20 protein-coding genes and 1 tRNA gene are annotated in these 15,968 nt (G+C 39.5%); 11 read left to right on the forward strand and 10 right to left on the reverse strand.

Features of this window, described 5'->3' with window-relative positions:
• Positions 1 to 652: 652 nt before the first annotated feature.
• A complete protein-coding gene (locus CFH81_02255; GenBank protein ID DAB41143.1) occupies positions 653 to 1,726 on the forward strand; it encodes a hypothetical protein in 1,074 nt (357 codons plus the stop codon).
• A gap of 65 nt (positions 1,727 to 1,791) precedes the next feature.
• Here CFH81_02255 and CFH81_02260 read toward each other — a convergent pair whose 3' ends face one another.
• The 3 genes from CFH81_02260 to CFH81_02270 are packed head-to-tail and all read right to left on the reverse strand — an operon-like array spanning position 1,792 to position 4,163.
• Positions 1,792 to 2,835, reverse strand: a complete 1,044-nt coding sequence (locus tag CFH81_02260; GenBank protein ID DAB41144.1) for a hypothetical protein — start codon at positions 2,833 to 2,835, stop codon at positions 1,792 to 1,794.
• Positions 2,835 to 3,443 (reverse strand): hypothetical protein, encoded by a 609-nt coding sequence (locus CFH81_02265; protein DAB41145.1) that lies wholly within the window; start codon positions 3,441 to 3,443, stop codon positions 2,835 to 2,837. The genes CFH81_02260 and CFH81_02265 overlap by 1 nt, the downstream gene beginning before the upstream one ends.
• Before the next feature lie 3 nt (positions 3,444 to 3,446).
• A complete protein-coding gene (locus CFH81_02270) occupies positions 3,447 to 4,163 on the reverse strand; it encodes a hypothetical protein (protein ID DAB41146.1) in 717 nt (238 codons plus the stop codon).
• Positions 4,164 to 4,437: 274 nt separating this feature from the next.
• Between CFH81_02270 and CFH81_02275 the strand changes: the two genes are divergently transcribed.
• Positions 4,438 to 4,641, forward strand: coding sequence for a hypothetical protein (locus CFH81_02275; GenBank protein ID DAB41147.1), 204 nt, complete (start codon positions 4,438 to 4,440; stop codon positions 4,639 to 4,641).
• Between the two features lie 150 nt (positions 4,642 to 4,791).
• Here the strand turns inward: CFH81_02275 and CFH81_02280 are convergent, their stop codons facing one another.
• Positions 4,792 to 5,019 (reverse strand): hypothetical protein, encoded by a 228-nt coding sequence (locus CFH81_02280; GenBank protein DAB41148.1) that lies wholly within the window; start codon positions 5,017 to 5,019, stop codon positions 4,792 to 4,794.
• 281 nt (positions 5,020 to 5,300) lie between these two features.
• Here CFH81_02280 and CFH81_02285 point away from each other — a divergent pair, with 281 nt between their 5' ends.
• Positions 5,301 to 5,633, forward strand: coding sequence for a hypothetical protein (locus CFH81_02285; protein DAB41149.1), 333 nt, complete (start codon positions 5,301 to 5,303; stop codon positions 5,631 to 5,633).
• Complete coding sequence (locus CFH81_02290; protein ID DAB41150.1) at positions 5,623 to 6,399, forward strand: hypothetical protein; 777 nt, start codon at positions 5,623 to 5,625, stop codon at positions 6,397 to 6,399. The genes CFH81_02285 and CFH81_02290 overlap by 11 nt, the downstream gene beginning before the upstream one ends.
• Position 6,400: 1 nt before the next feature.
• Here CFH81_02290 and CFH81_02295 read toward each other — a convergent pair whose 3' ends face one another.
• A complete protein-coding gene (locus CFH81_02295) occupies positions 6,401 to 6,772 on the reverse strand; it encodes a hypothetical protein (protein ID DAB41151.1) in 372 nt (123 codons plus the stop codon).
• Positions 6,773 to 6,830: 58 nt separating this feature from the next.
• On the opposite strand from CFH81_02295, the gene CFH81_02300 reads away from it, so the two are divergent.
• The 3 genes from CFH81_02300 (at position 6,831) to CFH81_02310 (ending at position 7,881) form a co-directional block, all read left to right on the forward strand.
• Positions 6,831 to 7,193, forward strand: a complete 363-nt coding sequence (locus tag CFH81_02300) for a hypothetical protein (GenBank protein ID DAB41152.1) — start codon at positions 6,831 to 6,833, stop codon at positions 7,191 to 7,193.
• A 93-nt stretch (positions 7,194 to 7,286) separates the two neighbouring features.
• Positions 7,287 to 7,475: a hypothetical protein gene (locus CFH81_02305; GenBank protein ID DAB41153.1), complete on the forward strand. Its 189-nt coding sequence runs from the start codon at positions 7,287 to 7,289 to the stop codon at positions 7,473 to 7,475.
• A gap of 196 nt (positions 7,476 to 7,671) precedes the next feature.
• The gene (locus tag CFH81_02310; GenBank protein DAB41154.1) at positions 7,672 to 7,881 is read left to right on the forward strand and encodes a hypothetical protein; all 210 of its coding nucleotides are present in this window, start codon (positions 7,672 to 7,674) and stop codon (positions 7,879 to 7,881) included.
• Here the strand turns inward: CFH81_02310 and CFH81_02315 are convergent.
• From CFH81_02315 to CFH81_02325, 3 genes are all read right to left on the reverse strand, one after another.
• Positions 7,838 to 8,989 (reverse strand): hypothetical protein, encoded by a 1,152-nt coding sequence (locus tag CFH81_02315; GenBank protein DAB41155.1) that lies wholly within the window; start codon positions 8,987 to 8,989, stop codon positions 7,838 to 7,840. The genes CFH81_02310 and CFH81_02315 overlap by 44 nt on opposite strands.
• Positions 8,990 to 9,165: 176 nt before the next feature.
• Positions 9,166 to 9,256 (reverse strand) — tRNA-Ser (locus CFH81_02320).
• Between the two features lie 328 nt (positions 9,257 to 9,584).
• Positions 9,585 to 10,277, reverse strand: coding sequence for an orotidine-5'-phosphate decarboxylase (locus CFH81_02325; protein ID DAB41156.1), 693 nt, complete (start codon positions 10,275 to 10,277; stop codon positions 9,585 to 9,587).
• Between the two features lie 64 nt (positions 10,278 to 10,341).
• On the opposite strand from CFH81_02325, the gene CFH81_02330 reads away from it, so the two are divergent.
• From CFH81_02330 to CFH81_02345, 4 genes are all read left to right on the forward strand, one after another.
• Positions 10,342 to 10,869 carry a peptidylprolyl isomerase gene (locus tag CFH81_02330; protein DAB41157.1) on the forward strand — a complete coding sequence of 176 codons (528 nt, stop codon included), beginning with the start codon at positions 10,342 to 10,344 and terminating at the stop codon, positions 10,867 to 10,869.
• A 201-nt stretch (positions 10,870 to 11,070) separates the two neighbouring features.
• Positions 11,071 to 12,969 (forward strand): NAD(+) synthase, encoded by a 1,899-nt coding sequence (locus CFH81_02335; GenBank protein ID DAB41158.1) that lies wholly within the window; start codon positions 11,071 to 11,073, stop codon positions 12,967 to 12,969.
• Positions 12,966 to 13,616 (forward strand): hypothetical protein, encoded by a 651-nt coding sequence (locus CFH81_02340; GenBank protein DAB41159.1) that lies wholly within the window; start codon positions 12,966 to 12,968, stop codon positions 13,614 to 13,616. The genes CFH81_02335 and CFH81_02340 overlap by 4 nt, the downstream gene beginning before the upstream one ends.
• A 267-nt stretch (positions 13,617 to 13,883) precedes the next feature.
• Positions 13,884 to 14,102, forward strand: a complete 219-nt coding sequence (locus tag CFH81_02345) for a cold-shock protein (GenBank protein ID DAB41160.1) — start codon at positions 13,884 to 13,886, stop codon at positions 14,100 to 14,102.
• Positions 14,103 to 14,155: 53 nt separating this feature from the next.
• Here the strand turns inward: CFH81_02345 and CFH81_02350 are convergent, their stop codons facing one another.
• Both CFH81_02350 and CFH81_02355 read right to left on the reverse strand, forming a co-directional pair.
• Positions 14,156 to 15,589: a hypothetical protein gene (locus tag CFH81_02350; GenBank protein ID DAB41161.1), complete on the reverse strand. Its 1,434-nt coding sequence runs from the start codon at positions 15,587 to 15,589 to the stop codon at positions 14,156 to 14,158.
• A gap of 40 nt (positions 15,590 to 15,629) precedes the next feature.
• Positions 15,630 to 15,965, reverse strand: coding sequence for a cytochrome C oxidase subunit III (locus CFH81_02355; GenBank protein ID DAB41418.1), 336 nt, complete (start codon positions 15,963 to 15,965; stop codon positions 15,630 to 15,632).
• Between the last annotated feature and the right edge of the window lie 3 nt (positions 15,966 to 15,968).

The raw sequence follows: 15,968 nt of genomic DNA on the forward strand, positions 1-15,968 counted from the left end.
GCGTCCGCTTTGGAAGGAGGTGTACGGTAAAGGAGGATCAAGTCCAAAACCCGTACACCGCCTACCAAAGCGGACTTAAAGATAAACATAAGTATCGTATGGTACGATGCTTATGCACAGCGTGCGAAAAAGTGCCTTGATCTGTCGTCAAACTTTCTCAAGGCGCCCACTCTAAGAATCCCCCGAAAGGAACTCTATAAAATGAGTAAAGAGATAACCCATCCAAAGATATTCAATATCAGTGGCATGTTCTTCAAAGTCGTTTCTTATACAAACCTGTCAGATGACCAGGCTGCGAATGTTGCCATGATGTTCTACAAAAGCCATAAGTTCACCGCAAAAGACAAAAATAAGACTTTTACCATCAAGACATCTTTTGATAAAGGTTCATCAAGGTATCTATAAACCTTCCGAGTTTATCTTTGTCCAATACAATGGCATTTTCTTGATATGGTACGATGCTTACTGTTTCCATCTCATCCTCAACATATCCGATAATATATTCAGATGAACCCACCATAATCCTCTTTAATTTTAATTCGCTATAATTGTTTTGTAATGTGTTGTTTTTAGCGTGCTTGATTAATATTATAGACAATTTGTCTAATCATTGTCAAGTATTTATTTTAATTTAATTCTTTGGGGAAGTGTCATGAGTTTTGAAATCACAATAAAAAATTTGGCAAAAAGAGTTGAAGATCTAAAAGATAAGGTGGTTACGGAAGAAGCCACTAAAACATCTTTTATCCTTCCTATGCTGAGTGCTTGGGGATATGATATATTTGACCCTACTGTTGTTATCCCGGAGTTCACGGCTGACATTGGTATAAAAAAGGGGGAGAAGGTAGATTACGCCATTATGAGCGGAGAACACCCTATTATACTTATTGAGGCAAAGCCGCATACAGAAAAACTTGACCGCCATAAAACCCAACTTGAAAGGTATTTTACAGTGACTGACAGCAAGTTTGCCATACTTACGAACGGTATAGAGTATAGATTTTACTCTGACATAGAAAAGCCGAATGTTATGGATGCTTCACCATTCCTTGTAATCGATCTACTTAACATAAAAGACAGGGACATAAAGCAGCTTGAAAAGTTTTCAAATAAAACACTTGATATAGACAACATACTCAGTATGGCCGGTGTGAAAAAATACGTAAACGGGATCAAAGACATATTTAAGAATGAGGTATATGAGCCAAGTGATGAAATGGCAAGGTTCTTTGCTTCAAAGCTTACCGATAAGGCAATGAGGCAAAACGTTATCGATGAATTTAAAGGTTATATAAAACAGGCATTCTCTGAAGTGGTAAGTGATATGGTTAACGACAAGATAAACTCATTCAAATCAAAGATAATGTATGAAAATCAACATATAAATCAAGAAGAAAGTTCACAGGTAAATACAGAACCATCAATAGAAGACGTTATAACTACAGAACAGGAGCTTGAAGGATTCTTTATAGTAAAGTCCATCCTTGCTGAAATAATTCCATTGCATAGGGTCGTAGCAAGAGATACAAAAAGTTATTTTGGCGTTTTGCTTGATGACAACAATAGGAAGTGGATATGCAGACTTCGCTTCAATGCAAAAAGTAACAAATATATAGGTATTCATACCTCAGACAAAGAAGAAGAAAGATTTGACTTAGAAAGTGTTGAGGATATCTATAAATTTAAACAGCAAATTATATCTACAGTTCAAAGATTGAACTCTTAATCGCGCTCTATAACCAATCTTTTATATTCCTATCCACCTGCTGTTCATAGGTGGACTGCTCTGTATTATTCATTGTTTTCTACAATGTAGTGCCGTCTTATATTTACAGCTTCGATAGTTGCCTCTGACTTAGTATATCCTTCAACTTCTACTAACTGCTCTACGTTTTCATTAAGTATCCTAATCATATGATCAAAATTCACATTATCAGTCTTAATATGCACAGAGAACTCTTTACCATCAATAATGACCGATGCACTATAAATGCTCGGATTTCCTATCAAGCTAAATGCAGGTCTATGAACTTTTCCTACTCTTGAAATTTGCCTATTATATAGTCTGCTGTTTGCATCGGATATAAGACTAAGATCACTCAGTTTTATGCCGGTATCATCATCCCCAACTATAAGCTCAAACACTTTTATCCCTGGGATAGATTTAACCTTTACTAATTTTTTTATGAAGTTTTTATAAAGTCCAGAAAGCCTATGATCGCTATTTGAAAAATCCCTATCTACCATACTTAGTTTTATATCGTTCATTGCTTTTTTTAAAATCTCAATGGCTTCAGTATCTATGGTCTCACTTATGTATGGTATTACTGTGCTGCCAGCTTGAGCGCTTACTTGGTGAATACCTTGAAAATTAGTGTTATTTACGGCTATAGATTTTATAAGTTCGTCTGACGTATGATATATCTTACCAGCAATATTTGGGTCAAGTCCATATCCAATATTAAGCTCAGGCCCATCATATCTAAAGCGAACCATATTCTTGAGAGTTATTTGTTCAAATGTTGTTCTAAGCCCATAATATTGTGCTATAAAAGAAGATGCCGCATTAAATATACCCTCTATGTTTTCATGATGAACTTGAGATCTTTCATGGATATTAACTTGCTCGTTTTCTATTTCAAATTCTTGGATAGATAACTCTCCATTGAGTGCGGAAAGAAATATGTTTTTATAGCTTTCATGTATCTTAAAATTAGGTACTTCTTGTAAATAATATGTATCTTCATCAACTACCCATGCTCTGAACATTAAAATATCGTTTCCACCTGCATTTAAAAACATTTTGAAATCATACATAGGTTTTGATGCGTTCATTAACCAAGCCTTTTATACATCGGAACTACGAAATTATGATTGTTGTTATGCAACCATCTTCCAAAATCATTTGTATATTTTTTTGGAACTGATGACATTGTCATATATTTACTAATTATACTCAATTTATCATTGAAACTTAGACCAGTGTAATCATTTAAAAAATAGTTGGTCCATACTGCATAAAGAGCATTTTCATCTTGTTTTTTATAATATTCAAAGCCCAATTTCTTCCATACCAATACACCATCCCATGCTGCATCAAGTTGAATTTCTACAAAATCATTATTGGCATATATATGCATTTCATTTCTATGAAGTTTTTTAGCGATCCCATGACCTCTAAAATTATCATATAGAACAAAAAGTTTATGTTCGGCAACCTTCCCATCACCAGTAAAACTTCTCAACCCTAAAACTTTATGATATTTTCTTTCTATTGGAGCCAAGTTCATTTTGTTTGATGAATTATCATAAATATTTATTGTTGTCTTTTTTATATTATCAGATTCGCATTCTGAAAATAAATCTTTCCTGTTTATCCCATTAATTATATATATTTGCCCTATATCATTATCATTTATTATTGTATTGCAATCCATCTTCATACCCTACCTATTGCGTCTCATCTGCCCGACCACTTCCCCGATCACCATACATGCAGCCGTCTGCTCTTCTGTGAGCTCTATGTCGCCTACATCTGGGTTGTCGCTGCTCAGGTTGAACCTTTTTGAAAAAGGCACTTTCCTGATTCTCTTCACATAGATCTCATCTTCATACATGATCACATAGATGTGTCCGTCTATAATGCCGCCTCCGTTGAGCGGAGAGATGAAGATCAGCTCTCCGTCGATGATCGTCGGTGCCATGCTGTCCCCTTTGACGTTGATGACATGGATGTGCTTGTTGAACGGAACACACAGGAAGTCCTCCACAAAAGCACGGGAAAGACGCATAGGTTCAGTCCCCGTCAGTGAGTCATACACCATCGCACCGCCGCCTGCACTCGCATAAACCTCCGGGTAGTATGGCACACTGATCGTGTCACTCGCCTGATAGTGTGGGGATGGCTTAGCGACATGGCTTTCCTGGTATTCTTTGGTGGAACCAAACTCAACATATGCGATATCTTCTTCCTGGAACACGCTGCGCAAATCAAGTCTAAAGTGCCTTGGCATCTTCTTTGCCCCCGCTCCCCTTTCATACCTGCTTACTTGAGTGATGTCCTTACCTATGGCATCACCTATTTTTTTCTGTGAATACTCATATTTTTCCCTGATCTCTTTAAGCCTACTTCCCCAATTCTCCATAAAAATACCTTTTTTCATAAAAAGTCTTGACAAAGACTTGACATATTGTCTATAATACCATTATCCATTTATAGCTAATTATTACTAATTATATCCAATTAGCTTTAAATCGGAAAAGGTTACCTCCATAAACAGGTAACTTCAAGCGGGAGATCGCGCGTCGCGTAGACGCAAATGACCCGTACGGAACCAGCCGTGCGAAGGTGCAAAACTAAGGGGTGGCCACCAGATAGCCTGAGAGCTTTTCACCAAGCATACCATGGTATGCTTGCAGAAAGTTTTAGAGGTGAACATGAACTATACATACCCCATCAAAGAGGATGAAGAGGTGCTTCTTACTACGGATGATCTTTTATCCAGATACAAGCTGGACAAACAAACACAAAAAATACTTCGCGAGAGAGAATGCGATCCGATGCCATTCAAAAAAATAGGCAAAAGAATCTATTACGTAAAAATAGACATCGATGCATGGGTAGGCCACCAAACTATATAAATATGCTAAATGATATTAAAAAACTACATATGAAAGTATCTAAAGAAAAAGGGGAAACATGAAAGAGATAGTCAAGTATTTAAAGCTTATTCATGAAGAGCTTGTAAAGATAAGAGAGCTTAAAAAATATGAAAGTGACAGAGGGATTGTTTAACCCCTCTCAAGAAAAAACATTGCAGTATTGCTAAATGGATAGGTAACCGTTTTTATGGTCCATCCATCTGCATACAGTTCTTTTAGTGTAGCATGATTATTTTCATTAAGTATTACCTCATTGTTGCGGTCATTTGGACTTGTTTTATGATATATACTATCTACTTTGCATAGTGCTGTTTCTTCATTTGCAAAGTTTCTTGCTGCATAAACTGCTATTTCCATTTTACTGTGTCCTTTATGTTGGTTTTGTTGACGCTTGATTATACATCAAGGACACTGAGAATGGAAACACAAAAAGCTCTCAACCGAGCCTGCAGTTTTATCTATGTTGCAACCTGCATGAAGAACGCACACCAACGAATCTCGCTACTCCTCAATCCTTTAAAACATGAAAAACGACAAAAAGCTGCTTGATGACAGCGAACTCTGCAGGCTCGGTTGAGAGCTTAGCCTCCCCGTTTTTTGGCGGGGGGGGTAACTCCTATAAATAAAAAGGAATTCCCATGGAAGAAAATATAATTCTCGCTGGCCACGTTGAGGCTATGATAGCCGCGCTCCAAAGCATTGGTAAAGGGTCGCTTGCCGACCAGATGGCAACGCATCTCCAAGAAGCTGTAAAAGCCACAATGATAGAAGGCAAAAGTTCGTCTGTCACGCTTAAGCTTACTGTAGCAAAACAATCAGACGAAATGATCACGCTTACAGGATACTCAGAAGCAAAGATACCAAAACCAAAACCAAGCGGATCATTCTTTGTTGATCCTATGAAAAACTTCCAGATCGGTCGCAATAGACCCAACCAGCAAATACTACCGGGAGTACAAAATGATAGATAAGATCTTTTCTTTTTTCCAAAAGCCAACAGAGACTGACGCAAACGGGAATATCCTGCAGCATATAAGCTACAATGTAGAAAAACCGAAAGAGCATCGTCAAAAGTTTTTTGCATACCCTATCGCACGGAACGTCATACAGCAGAACATTGTAGACAAGCATGATTTTATCAAATTCATCAATGAATATAAGACAAAAGCAACAAAGATATTCTTCGATGAGCAGGTGATCACGGCAGTGTTCAACTACTCAACAGCCCAAGAAGCAGATCACGGAGACTCGTATTGCAAGATGGCACTTGAACGGACAAAAGATTTCAAAGAGTTTATGCAACATATCAATACTTCCATCACGCAAAAGCAGTTTATCCATCTTCTGAAACGCATGGAACCGTACATTGTAGAGTTTGACCGCAAGGCAACTGAAGATATGGACATCATCGAAGTAGCAGAGCATCTGCACGCTACAAAAAATATCAATAGCATACAGCGCAATACACAGCAGGCATTTATCGTCGATGCAGAGATCAGGACTGGCCACTCAAGCTATGTGATACCAAGATACATCGCCTTTAAGCTGCCGGTATTCAAGAATGATCTAAAACTTGAAGCGAAGTTCGAGACAGAGCTTTTCCTAGATGCGATGGACGGAGGATTTGAGGTGAAACTTTCATGTTACAGGCTTGAGCAGACCATCGAAGAAACGGTAAAAGAGTTTACTGCTAATGTGAAAAATGGATGCGAAGGCGTCGAAAGCTTTATGATATAAATCATACCAACAGGATAAACCCAAGGACGGCCATGAGTGATCCGAGGAGGTAAAACACTTTCCCGGCGGTCGTCCATATCCTTACTTCTTTTTTGCCTTTCAGCCTTCGTTCTATGATCGGAATCCGGCTGATGAATTTTCCAGTGAACTTGTCAAAATTAGCAGTGTATCCGTATTCATAATCGTCTACTTTGTGACGGTTTGCGCCCTCGCCTATGCCGACAAGCACCATAGCAAATGAAAAAGCCGCTCCTGCTTGGTGATCGATAACCGTAAACGTTTCGGTTCCAAAAGCCATAAGAAGAAGAAAACCAAATACCAGCATCACATTGTACCACCTTGTAAAGTCTAAATTTTTAAATGGATTACCCATCTGTGAGCCTTTTGTTAGATTTGTTTTTGCACCTCAATTATAACACAAAGGCTCGCACATGGGTAATTATGCCTATCACACAAAAGGAAGAGAAAATGAAAAACACTACTTTGATATACAGGGCCATGGCGAACGGCTGCAAAACAGCCGGAGATCTAGCAAGATACTTGAAGGGGGAAAGATGAAAAAGTTTTTACGAGCTATGGAGTGGGAAAAAAGAGGCGGCGGCAAGATCGTCATCACTGTGCCGGTGCTTGCAGTTGACTTCGACGAAAAAAGCGGCAAAGTGTGCTTGCTGCATACAGACAGCAGCAAAACACACATCGACACCAACAAAGACAAAGTGATCATCAAAAAAGATAAAAAAATCATTCAAATCCTAAAAGGAAGCAGAAATGAAAACATCGAACAACGAATTTGAAAAATACACGGGCGGGTTTTTGGTCGTGATTTTGTTCTTTGCTTTTTTCTATGTCCTGGCAAATGCTGCCGAATGGTTTTTTGGAGGATAGTTTTGAAAAAGTCAAGATACTACGAAAAATGCATAGACTGCGGATGCGTTATACATTCCAATACGGACAGAAAATGTGCATGGTGCAAAGACAAAAAGAAAAGCAAAAAGAAAATAGACCCAAAATGGCTGGTGCGCGGGAACATCTCCGCCAATTCAAATGCTTGTGCGATATTAGGGGAAAGTTTATGAAGCCATCGATAAACGACATGAAGAAGAGTTTTTGGGGTGATCATTCTTTGGCTTATCGTCCTGCAAAAACAACGGTGCGGGTTATGAGTGCAAAAAAATGCTACGGGAGACCCGAGGGCACAGTGCGCGAGGTGGTGTATCTGGATCGCGTGGAAGTGGTGGTGTGGAGATGAGAAAATGACAAAAAGGAAAAACTATGGCATCGATAATGATTAATTTCAAAGAGGCGTGCGAAATCCTAGGGATAGACACATCAAATCCTAAAGCGAACGAGTTTAAAAAGAAGTTGCCTAAATACGAAAACCCGTTCTCTAAAGTTAAGATCTACAAAAGAAGCGATGTTGTACGAATCATAGATGGGTTTAAGCCCTTAGATTATCTATGTAATCACTCCACCACTGCATAAGCCTTTGCCTCTCAGACATATACAAGGCTTTGTTGTAGACCCCTTTCACGCTATTTTTTTCTACATGCGCAAGCTGCATTTCTATCACATCACTTGATACACCGTGTATATGTATATTCTCATGCAGAACTGTACTGGCGGTATGTCTAAACCCATGAGTGGTCATTACGCCGTCGAAGCCTAGGCGTTTGAGCATGATATTTAGCGTATTTTCGCTAAGTTTCTTTGACCTATTGTACGGACTTGGAAAGACAAGCCCATCTTTTTTATCCCCTAGTATATCTATCATAGTGTCCGTGAGCGGCACTATATGGTCACGGCTCATCTTCATTTTTGCAGCAGGTATCGTCCAAAGTCTATTTTTGTAGTCAAATTCCGACCACTCGGCATCTCTGATATTTGACGGCCGTAAAAACACATAAGGCATAAGCCGCAAAGCTCTTTTTGTAGAGCCGTCGCATATAGAATTCTCTATCGCTATAAGCAGCTCTCTAAAAAGCGCCTGGTCTGTGATGTGAGCATAGTTCTTGACCTCTTTTTTTTGTAGCAGGATAGATAGATCTATATCTCTCATAGGATTATATTTGCAGTATTGCAGGGTTACTCCATAGCGAAATATCCTATCGATCATCCCGCCGCTTTTTTTGGCATAGACTACTACACCCTTTTTGTTCATGCGCTTAAAATCATCTATAAGCACTGTAGGAGTGATCTTATCAAGCTCAATAGTAAGCAGATCACTAAAATATTTCTCTATAGACGATCTATTGTTGTTGATGTATTTCTCACTAAGATCGCTTCTATTTTCAAAGTATTCATTCATTAGCTCTGTAAAAACCATATTTGCTTTTTTTTCTAGCGGCCTTATGCCGTCCAGCACCATGATCTTAAGCTCATCTCTCTTCTGCCTGGCCGCAGTCAAACTCATAAAAGGATATTTGCCAATAGATTTTGTAGAAGTTTTTCCGTTTATGGTATAGCGATACTTGAACCATTTAGTACCGATAGGGGTAATGTGCAGATACAGGCCGTCACCATCTGCAAGCTTATACTCTTTTTCTTTTTGTTTGGCGCGTTTGATCGCAGTGTCAGTGAGTTGTTTTTTCATAGTGGCTATCCAAGTGGTCAAATATTCTTTGTAAAAACTGTTAGTTCAAATTTTAGCCACTTTTATTTTTTAATTTGATTAAATTAGTTTAAATTGGTTTAAATAGATAGAAGTATATCAAATGCCGTTGTAGTCGTGTGATTTTAGCTTGTTTAAGTTAGTTTAAATTAGATAGCTGGCGGACAGTGAGGGATTCGAACCCTCGGTACAGTTACCCGTACGCATCCTTAGCAGGGATGTGGTTTCAGCCAACTCACCCAACTGTCCATGTTTTTGTGGAGAGAATTATAATGCAATACTCTTAAACAAAAGCTTAAAGAAATAGATTTTTTCTTTTTTTGGTCTATTATTTATAAAAATCATTTTTGATCTGTGACTTTTACTTTGTTTTATGAATTATTTTATAGTATGATTTAAAAATCAAAGAAAGAGGATGGATTATGCTTCAAAAATTAACGCCGCTGATCGTATTGGGATTATTTGCCCTTGGGGCTTATTTTATGATTCAGGGCATGCAAAATGCAGTAGAGATGACCGATCACAAAAAAGTCGAAAAACAAAAATAACCCAAAATGCCTGAGCGGATAAGCCTGTCTTATAACGTCGCGATCACCTTGAGAATTTCACCTACTTTTTGCGAAGGATTTGGGTCTTTATAGATGGGTCTTCCCACCACAGGATAGTCTACATTTTCCTGTTCGGCCAACTCCAAAGTCGCTACACGCTGTTGATCCCCTGCTTCTTCGCCAAAAGGACGTATGCCCGGGCAAAGTGTCAAAAAATGTTCACTTGTGGCAGTTTTGACCGCCCTGCTCTCAAAGGTCGAACACACCACGCCATCCAACCCGTTTTCATAACTCATTTTGGCAAACTGCTCTGCCTTGTTTTGAATGCTTTTTTCATAGATCATTTGAAAGTTTGCTTCATCAAAAGAAGTCAAAGCCGTCACCGCAAGCACCAGCGGACGGTTAGGATATTTTGCGAGTCTCTGCATCACAGCCTGCATTGCCACAGGCCCCGCGCTCGCATGGATATTGAACATATCTACACCTAGCCGTGCGATCTCTTCTGCGGCGTCTGCCATTGTGTTTGGGATGTCATAAAGCTTGAGGTCCAAAAATATCTTAAACTTTGGGTTGATTGCTTTGAGTGCTTCTATAAACGCTTTTCCGTCACGAATATAAGCACGAAATCCCACTTTCATCCAGATGTTATACTCTCTGAGCGACTCTGCGAGTGCCAAATTTTCTTGAGCTGAAGGCAAATCAAGTGCTACACAAAGTTCCATAGTGTCCCCTAAATAAATATTGGTATAATAATAACCTAATTTAACTACAGAAGGACTAAACAACATGTTTGGAAGAAGACAGTCAAAAAGATACGATATCTCTCAAGAAGTGATGGATACATACAACTATGCAAAAATCACTACAAATAAAGGTGTTATCTGGGTAAAACTCTATCATGATGATGCTCCCAATACAGTGGCAAACTTTGCATATTTGGCAAATGAAGGATTTTACAATAACTTGAAATTCCATAGGGTTATTCCGGGGTTTATGGCACAAGGCGGCTGCCCACATTCAGGTCTTTCAGGCACAGGAATGCCAGGAACCGGAGGGCCGGATTGGTGCATAGATTGCGAAACGGATACCAGCACGCACCGCCATAGACGCGGCGCACTTTCCATGGCGCATGCAGGTCCAAATACAGGAGGAAGCCAGTTTTTCATTACCTTTGTGCCGACTCCTCATCTTGACGGTGTTCATACCGTATTTGGCGGGATTGAAGAGGGGGATACCGAAAGCTTTATGGTGCTTGACACTATCAAGCAAAATGATGATATCGTGTCTATTGAGATCGTTGCCTCAAAAGCATAATGGTATTTTAAAAATATTTTTCCTTTATTCCATATCCTCTGACAGGGAATACATACTGCACGTATGCACTTGTATCGGAGTCGGGGGTTTCTTTTTTGCTTTTTGAGAAAAGCAGGCAAAAGTCGTCGTGGTGAACGCCATTGAAAATGAAGCGATTCGAGAGCCGCGGCACTATTTATTATTAATCAGTGGGAGCATTAGATGTTTGGATATTACAGAGTTGGAGCCGGAGTAAACAAAACGGTTGTGGGCAATCCTGCGAAAAATGCCAAAGAAATTTTAACACTTATCCATGAAGCCCATGCCAAAGAGGTCAGTGTCATTGTATTTCCGGAGCTTACACTTACAGGATACACTGCCGGTGATCTTTTGCTCAATCAAACTCTCATTGCCAAGCAACAAGAGTCACTTGAAAATATCTTGAAAACTACTGAAAAAATAAATACGATTGCTATTTTCGGGATAGCCCTCATTTATGCCGACAGACTCTACAACTGCGCACTGGTCGTACAGGCGGGCAGCATACTCGGAATTGTGCCCAAAAGCTATCTGCCCAATAAAAAAGAATTTTATGAAAAACGCCAATTTACAAGCGGCAGGGATATCGTGCAAAGCACAATCGGGCTTCTAGGTAAAGAGGTGCCTTTTGGTGTAGACTTGCTCTTTAGCGATAGTAAAGATATGACATTTGGAGTAGAATTGTGCGAAGATCTTTGGGCAGTAACACCTCCAAGCAACCACATGGCAAGCAACGGCGCAAATCTACTCTTTAATCTCTCAGCAAGCAATGAGCTTGTAGGCAAATCAGAATACCGCGAAGAGCTGGTGCGCACACAAAGCGCACGCTGTATGGCCGCATATGTGTATAGTTCAGCAGGAGTGGGTGAATCCACCACTGATACTGTTTTTGGAGGGCATAGCATTATCAGCGAATACGGTACAACTTTAGTTCAAAATGAACGTTTTAGTTTGCAAAATACACTTATCACAGCCGATGTTGATCTTGAGCGATTAAGATGGCTAAGGCTAAACGAATCAAGCTTTTGTGACGGAAGACACAAAAAAACAAGAATCATCAAAGTGGCGCCAATGCCCAAGATCAGCAAACTTCAACGCGATATCAACCCCACCCCTTTCGTTCCTTCGCGCTATGCAGAAAAAAAACGCCGTTGTGAAGAAATTGTTCATATTCAAGCCCATGGACTAATAAAGCGTATGAGTCATGCGCATATCAAAAAAGCAGTGATTGGGGTATCGGGAGGACTGGATTCTACCCTTGCCCTGCTTTCCACACATAAAGCTTTTGAGATCATGGGATGGGAACACAAAAATATTATCGCTGTGACCATGCCGGGTTTTGGCACGACCAGCCGCACCAAATCAAATGCCATCAAACTGTGTAAAGCACTGGGGGTTACGCTTAAAGAGATAGATATCACCGACATCTCCCTTAAAGAGTTTGAAGCTATCGAGCATGATAAAAATATATATAGCGTCACTTATGAAAACGTACAGGCCCGTGCAAGAACTTCCATGCTTATGAATCTGGCAAACAAAGAAGGAGGCTTGGTCATAGGCGCGGGGGATCTTAGCGAGATTGCTCTGGGGTGGAGCACGTACAACGGAGATCACATGAGTATGTATGCCCTTAATTGCGGCATCCCTAAAACGCTTATCAAATATGTGATTGAATTCTTTATGGCCGAAGAAAATATCTCTTCTATCCTCAAAGATATCCTCGATACCCCCATCTCTCCGGAGTTGCTCCCGCACGATGAAGATACCATTTCACAAGAAACCGAAGCAATCGTCGGCCCCTATGAACTCCATGATTTTTTCTTGTATCATATTATTAAATATGGAGCAAAACCGAGCAAGGTGCTTTTTCTTGCCCAAAAAGCATTTGATAGCGCTTATGACAAAGAAACAATTAAAAAATGGCTTGCCCTCTTCATCAAACGCTTCTTTACTCAGCAGTTCAAGAGAAGCTGTATGCCTGACGGTCCCAAAGTGGGGACCATCTGCCTCAGCCCCAGAGCTGACTGGAGAATGCCCAGTGATGCGGATGAGGAAGCCTGGCTGGAGGAGCTGCATTCATGAATAATTTCAACCCCCTTAAACATTTTATAGAAACCGTTCTTCAGGGACTGTTTGGACTATTGCCTATTGTTATCGTTATGGTGGTGATACTTTGGCTTTACGGGAAGATAGACCTTCTTGTGGGCTTGATATTTAAAACGGTTGGATTTACTCCGGAGAACCATCAATTTTTATGGTTTTTATTGGCTATTGTGGTTTTTTTGCTTCTGCTCTATTTCATCGGTCATTTTATGAAGACAAGACTGGCCGGCTTTTTTGAGTCACTGCTTGGAAAAATACCGGGTTACTCAACCATCAAAGACATTATAGGCATCTTTAACTCTTCCAAACAGGGAGAAAATAAAGTTTTGGTAGTAGCGATACGGGGATTTGCCAATGAAGGGTACAACATAGGACTAATGTATTCACAAAAAGAAAGCATCATCAAAGACCACTATACCGTCTCCTTGTCAATGTCCCCCATCCCAAACGGCGGATATATGTTCGAAGTACACAAAGACAATATCTTTGTTATACAAAATGCAACATTTGATGACAATTTACAGTACTTGCTTTCTATGGGCGTCAAAAGTTTTGCGGAAATACTTAGAATACCGCCAAAAGATCCAAGCGAATTTGTGGTATTGAGTGATTGGTTAAAGAAATAAACCAAACGCTCGTATAAAAATTAAACGAAAAAACTTTACGAATATACACAAAAGATATCAAAAATAACATTATTAAGATAAATTATTTATACATAAGGAAAAAAAATCAAAAAAACAGCTACAATATAACTTGAAGAAAGATGAGGTTCGAGTTCATCTGTCGTGTGTAAAGTATATTGCTAGACCCCGAAAGACTCTCTCCGATTTTAGATTCCACTTAGTATTAAGTGTAAATTAAAGGGTTCAACCCCGATCAAAGGTATAACAATGGCAGAATTAGTCAAGGGAACAGTAAAATGGTTTAACGATGAAAAAGGTTACGGATTCATCCAACAAGAAAATGGTGGAAGCGATGTGTTTGTACACTTTCGTCAGATCAACAATGTAGGCGGAGGACGTGTATCACTTGCTGAAGGTCAAGCGGTAACATTCGAAATCGGTCAAGGTCAAAAAGGACCTCAAGCTGAGAACGTAACACCGCTCTAATCGTATTTTGGATGCAGGCTTCATGGCCTGCATCTTCTTTATTCATTCTTTTTTTAATAATCTATTTTCAGCTCTTTATCATACGAAATCTCAAACAATACTTCTATCATTTTACTCTCATTAGCTTTTAAATCAAGCTTTATCTCTATACGCCCCTCTTTAAGTTCTTTATATTCAATTTTTTCTGAAGAAGAGACACTTAATAGTTTTACTTTGATCTCCTCCGCAGAAGACACAGGAATGCGTTCAGTGACTATAAGTGTTTTAGGCTTATCTGATTTATTGGTTACCTCTAGGATAAAGCCGTCTTTTTTGCGCGCAATATTCCCAAAAAAACCCGTATTTTTTTCATTTTGCACTATAGGCTTGCGTAAAACCTGAATATCTTCTTCTGCTTTTGCATAGAGCCGATATGCCCCCTCATAGTATTCACCCGCGGCATTATCATTGATGATTTCTTCTTTGGATTTTATTTTCCATTGATTGGAATCTATTTGATATGCGGGCTCAAAAGTACAAAGCGTATAAGGCATTGTGCCGGCATAAGGATAAACGTGTATTTTACACTCTACAGATGCAGTCCATGATACCACGGGCACATCAACGGCTGCTCCCAAAGAAGGCAGGGAGAGATTTTCGACTTTGTATGTTCTGGCATCCTCATAAGAAGCTTCTATGGATGCGGATTCATCAGCCATCATCGCTTCAGATACCATAGCATCATTTTTTGCCATGGGTGCCATTTTTGTCATTACCGCTCTATGCTCTTTGGGGACTTGAGGAGCATATTTACTCACTATCCATGGTGCAAAATGAATAGGATTAATATACCTGTGGGCAGTTCGATAATAAAACATGGCTCTGTCGGCTTTTATGTCTATCCCGCTGCGATTGAGTATTGAGAGATACTGTGTCACTTCTATATGATTTTCATCCAAAAACTCAGCTTCATAAAAATTTGAAAAATTTATTTGCCCGTGAGGAAAGGTGAGTTTTATCTCTTCTTCACACTCTTTTGCCAAATAAAGCGGATTGGCTGATTGCGTCTGGCCGGAAAATGCTTCTTCTTCCATAGCAAATGCGGTTTTGAGCTTCTCTTGCTCCAGTAACAAGCCGGCACTTTCCTCACCTATCATTTTGGCTCCCTCAATCCATGACTGGGGATCGAAAACTCCGGATTTCGGAAACGAGATAAGTTTATCAAGCATTTTCAGTTTTTCGCTTGTCAACACAAGTGCCTGCTTTGTCTTTTGATGAGCAAGAAATTCTTGGCAGAGCCTCTCTGCATCCGGACATATCTGCTGTTTTTTAAATAAGAGCTCATCGCCTTTGCAGCTTGCCTTGACACCCTCGGCAAACCCCAAATAACCATTTTGAGGAGTAAACGTATAAACCGCAGTATCTTGATAAACATTTAAAGCAGAAGCATGGCCAAGAGCTGAAGCGCATAAAAATCCCGCTCCCATTTTTTTTAAAGAGAGACGCATAAAAACATTCCTTCAAAGCAAGATGGATTATTATAACTAATTATTGCAGACTGTCACTTTTTTCCTGAGCAATTAGATAAAGCTTGTTTTTTTTCTGAATAAAATCATAGATCGCTTTAACCTCTTCATCGGTGAGATAATAACGAGGCATGATCTCATGATAGCCGTTGACACTCTCTATCATCCTGTCAAGACTTTTTTTTCGTATATCCGATCCGGAGATTGTGTTTGTTATATGCTTCTCTTTCAGTTCAAATATAATGGTGCCCGACCCATCTTCGCCATGGCATTGGGCACAGCTTATTCCCCGCGGATTATTGTAAAGCATTTCCCCGTATTCATAATGTGAGATAAAATCCTCACCGGCATGAAGCATAAC

Origin of the sequence: Sulfurovum sp. UBA12169, from assembly GCA_002742845.1 — a bacterium.
Taxonomy (GTDB): Bacteria; Campylobacterota; Campylobacteria; order Campylobacterales; family Sulfurovaceae; genus Sulfurovum.

Excerpts from the sequence above, each read along its gene's own strand:
- CFH81_02255 (DAB41143.1), top strand. The coding sequence starts at position 653 with ATGAGTTTTGAAATCACAATAAAAAATTTGGCAAAAAGAGTTGAAGAT.
- CFH81_02260 (DAB41144.1), bottom strand. The coding sequence starts at position 2,835 with ATGAACGCATCAAAACCTATGTATGATTTCAAAATGTTTTTAAATGCA.
- CFH81_02265 (DAB41145.1), bottom strand. The coding sequence starts at position 3,443 with ATGAAGATGGATTGCAATACAATAATAAATGATAATGATATAGGGCAA.
- CFH81_02270 (DAB41146.1), bottom strand. The coding sequence starts at position 4,163 with ATGAAAAAAGGTATTTTTATGGAGAATTGGGGAAGTAGGCTTAAAGAG.
- CFH81_02275 (DAB41147.1), top strand. The coding sequence starts at position 4,438 with ATGAACTATACATACCCCATCAAAGAGGATGAAGAGGTGCTTCTTACT.
- CFH81_02280 (DAB41148.1), bottom strand. The coding sequence starts at position 5,019 with ATGGAAATAGCAGTTTATGCAGCAAGAAACTTTGCAAATGAAGAAACA.
- CFH81_02285 (DAB41149.1), top strand. The coding sequence starts at position 5,301 with ATGGAAGAAAATATAATTCTCGCTGGCCACGTTGAGGCTATGATAGCC.
- CFH81_02290 (DAB41150.1), top strand. The coding sequence starts at position 5,623 with ATGATAGATAAGATCTTTTCTTTTTTCCAAAAGCCAACAGAGACTGAC.
- CFH81_02295 (DAB41151.1), bottom strand. The coding sequence starts at position 6,772 with ATGGGTAATCCATTTAAAAATTTAGACTTTACAAGGTGGTACAATGTG.
- CFH81_02300 (DAB41152.1), top strand. The coding sequence starts at position 6,831 with ATGGGTAATTATGCCTATCACACAAAAGGAAGAGAAAATGAAAAACAC.
- CFH81_02310 (DAB41154.1), top strand. The coding sequence starts at position 7,672 with ATGGCATCGATAATGATTAATTTCAAAGAGGCGTGCGAAATCCTAGGG.
- CFH81_02315 (DAB41155.1), bottom strand. The coding sequence starts at position 8,989 with ATGAAAAAACAACTCACTGACACTGCGATCAAACGCGCCAAACAAAAA.
- CFH81_02325 (DAB41156.1), bottom strand. The coding sequence starts at position 10,277 with ATGGAACTTTGTGTAGCACTTGATTTGCCTTCAGCTCAAGAAAATTTG.
- CFH81_02330 (DAB41157.1), top strand. The coding sequence starts at position 10,342 with ATGTTTGGAAGAAGACAGTCAAAAAGATACGATATCTCTCAAGAAGTG.
- CFH81_02335 (DAB41158.1), top strand. The coding sequence starts at position 11,071 with ATGTTTGGATATTACAGAGTTGGAGCCGGAGTAAACAAAACGGTTGTG.
- CFH81_02340 (DAB41159.1), top strand. The coding sequence starts at position 12,966 with ATGAATAATTTCAACCCCCTTAAACATTTTATAGAAACCGTTCTTCAG.
- CFH81_02345 (DAB41160.1), top strand. The coding sequence starts at position 13,884 with ATGGCAGAATTAGTCAAGGGAACAGTAAAATGGTTTAACGATGAAAAA.
- CFH81_02350 (DAB41161.1), bottom strand. The coding sequence starts at position 15,589 with ATGCGTCTCTCTTTAAAAAAAATGGGAGCGGGATTTTTATGCGCTTCA.
- CFH81_02355 (DAB41418.1), bottom strand. The coding sequence starts at position 15,965 with ATGCTTCATGCCGGTGAGGATTTTATCTCACATTATGAATACGGGGAA.